Below are 2556 nucleotides of genomic sequence, written 5' to 3'. Positions count from 1 at the left end.
CAGGCCGCCAGCCTGGAAGAGACCGCCGCCGCCCTCGACGAGATCACCGCCACCGTCCGCCGCGCCTCGCAGGGCGCGGGCGAGGCCGCTCGCGTGGTCGGCTCGGCCCGCGGCGACGCCGAGCGCTCGGGGCAGGTGGTGCGCGGGGCGGTCGAGGCGATGACCGGCATCGAGACCTCCTCGCGCCAGATCGGCCAGATCATCGGCGTCATCGACGAGATCGCCTTCCAGACCAATCTTCTGGCCCTCAACGCCGGCGTGGAAGCCGCCCGGGCGGGCGAGGCGGGTCGCGGCTTCGCCGTCGTCGCCCAGGAGGTTCGGGCGCTGGCCCAGCGCTCGGCCGACGCCGCCAAGGAGATCAAGACCCTGATCTCGACCTCGGCCCGCCAGGTCGATGAGGGCGTCAAGCTGGTCGGCCAGACCGGCGAGGCGCTGGAAGGCATCGTCTGCAAGGTCGGCGAAATCGACGCCCTGGTTCGCGAACTGGCGGCCTCGGCCGGCGAACAGGCCACGGGCCTCAACGAGGTCAATGCGGCCGTGAACCAGATGGACCAGGGCGTGCAGCAGAACGCCGCCATGGTCGAGGAAGCCAACGCCGTCGCCCACGCCCTGAAGAGCGAGATCGCCGGGCTGGTCGAGATGACGGAACGGTTCCGGGTGTCGGGCGCGAGGCAGGCGCGCGGCTACCGGATGGCGGGGTAGGGTTCGGTTCGCATTGACTTTTCCTTCGCGCGCCCGTCCTTGGCGCGCTCACTTGGAAGGGCCGGATCTTGGAACAGTTCGACGTCGTGGTGCTCGGGGCCGGCGCGGCCGGCATGATGTGCGCCATCGAGGCCGGCAAGCGCGGGCGCTCGGTGCTGATCATCGACCACGCCAAGGCGCCGGGCGAGAAGATCCGCATCAGCGGCGGCGGCCGCTGCAACTTCACCAATATGGGCGCGACGCCGGCTAACTTCCTGTCGGCCAATCCGAAGTTCTGCGTCTCGGCCCTGCGCCGCTATCGGCCGACCGACTTCATCGCGCTGGTCCGCAAGTATGGGATCGACTTCCACGAAAAGACCCTCGGCCAGCTGTTCTGCGACGACTCCGCCAAGGACATCATCGGCATGCTGCTGGACCAGATGGAGCAGGCCGGCGTCGTATTGCGGCTCGAGACGAGCGTCGAGGGCGTCGCCAAGGACGGCGAGGGCTTCGTCGTTCGGCTGTCCAGCGGACCCGTCGCCTGCGCCTCGCTGGTCGTCGCCACCGGCGGCAAGTCGATCCCGAAGATGGGCGCGACGGGCCTGGGCTACGACATCGCCCGCCAGTTCGGCCTCGCCATCGTCGAGACCCGGCCGGCGCTGGTGCCGCTGACCTTCGAGGCCCGCACCCTGGAACGCCTCTCGCCGCTGTCGGGCGTCTCGGTGGACGCCGTGGTCAAGAGCGGCAAGACCAAGTTCCGGGAAGGCATGCTGTTCACGCACCGGGGCCTGTCGGGGCCGTCGATCCTGCAGATCTCGTCCTACTGGCGCGAGGGCGGTGAGATCGTCGTCGACATGGCGCCGGGGACCGATGTCTTCGCGACGCTGAAAGCCGAGCGCGCCGCCAACGGCCGCCGGGCCCTGCACACCGTGCTCGGTGAGATCGTGCCCAAGCGCCTGGCCCTGAAGATCGTCGAGGACGAGGGCGTCACCGGCAACATCGCCGACTGCTCGGACAAGGTGCTGGCTCGCGTCGCGGCCGTGGTCAATGCCTGGACCTTCAAGCCGGTCGGCTCGGAGGGCTATCGTACGGCGGAAGTGACGCTGGGCGGCGTCGATACCGACGCGCTCGATTCCCGGAGCATGGCCGCCAAGGCCGTGCCTGGGCTCTACTTCATCGGCGAGGTCGTCGACGTCACCGGCTGGCTGGGCGGGTACAACTTCCAGTGGGCCTGGGCGTCGGGGTGGTGCGCCGGGCAGGAAGTCTGAAGTCTCCCTTCCCCCTCGATGGGGGAAGGGCCGGGGATGGGGGTGACTACAGCGTCTGACGTCGTCTCGACGGCGCCGTCGTAGTCACTTCCATCCGCCCCCTTCGGGGTCACCTTCCCCCATCAAGGGGGAAGGTGAAGTGCTCGCTACTTCTTCTTGAACGGCTTGGGCTTGCCGGCGAAGTCGCTCTTGCCCTTGAAGGGCTTGGGACCCTTGAACGCGGGCTTGTCGCCGAAGGCCGGCTTGGCCTTGTAGGGCTTGGCCGGGGCGTCGCCGAACGCCTTGGGCGCGCGGGGCTTGTATTCGCGCGGGCCGTCGGCGTTGTCGGCGCGGGGCTTGTAGGCCCGCTTCGGCGCGCCGTCGCTTTCGATCGGCGAGTACGGGCGCGGAGCGGCGTCACGATCGCGCGGCTTGAAGTCGCGGGGCTTGTCGTCCCGGGGCGGACGCGGCTTGTAGTCGCCCTTGGGCTCATCGCCACGGCCATACGGCTTGGCGCTGCTCACGCCGTCGCGGTCGTAGCCGCCCGGACGCGGGGTGTGGTCGCGCGAGCCGGGGGCGTTGGCGCGGGGGCCGCGCGGCGCGTCATCGTAGTTGCGCGGCGGACGCG

General features: G+C 70.0%; 2 protein-coding genes and 1 pseudogene. 2 read left to right on the top strand and 1 reads right to left on the bottom strand.

The genetic code is table 11. From position 1 onward, the window contains the following. Together DMC18_RS22950 and DMC18_RS22945 are read left to right on the top strand one after the other, a co-directional pair. Positions 1–702: methyl-accepting chemotaxis protein (locus DMC18_RS22950; protein ID WP_233248260.1), on the top strand; the 702-nt coding region annotated here is incomplete at its 5' end. A gap of 68 nt (positions 703–770) precedes the next feature. Then, positions 771–1949 (top strand): NAD(P)/FAD-dependent oxidoreductase, encoded by a 1179-nt coding sequence (locus DMC18_RS22945; RefSeq protein ID WP_110121883.1) that lies wholly within the window; start codon positions 771–773, stop codon positions 1947–1949. Between the two features lie 146 nt (positions 1950–2095). Here the strand turns inward: DMC18_RS22945 and DMC18_RS22940 are convergent. After that, a pseudogene (locus DMC18_RS22940) lies at positions 2096–2556 on the bottom strand (DEAD/DEAH box helicase); the annotation flags it as partial.

It is taken from the genome of Caulobacter sp. D5, from assembly GCF_003185805.1.
Lineage (GTDB): Bacteria > Pseudomonadota > Alphaproteobacteria > Caulobacterales > Caulobacteraceae > Caulobacter.
Note: the sequence above shows the minus strand (reverse complement) of the source record. Positions and strands in the feature narration are given on the sequence as shown.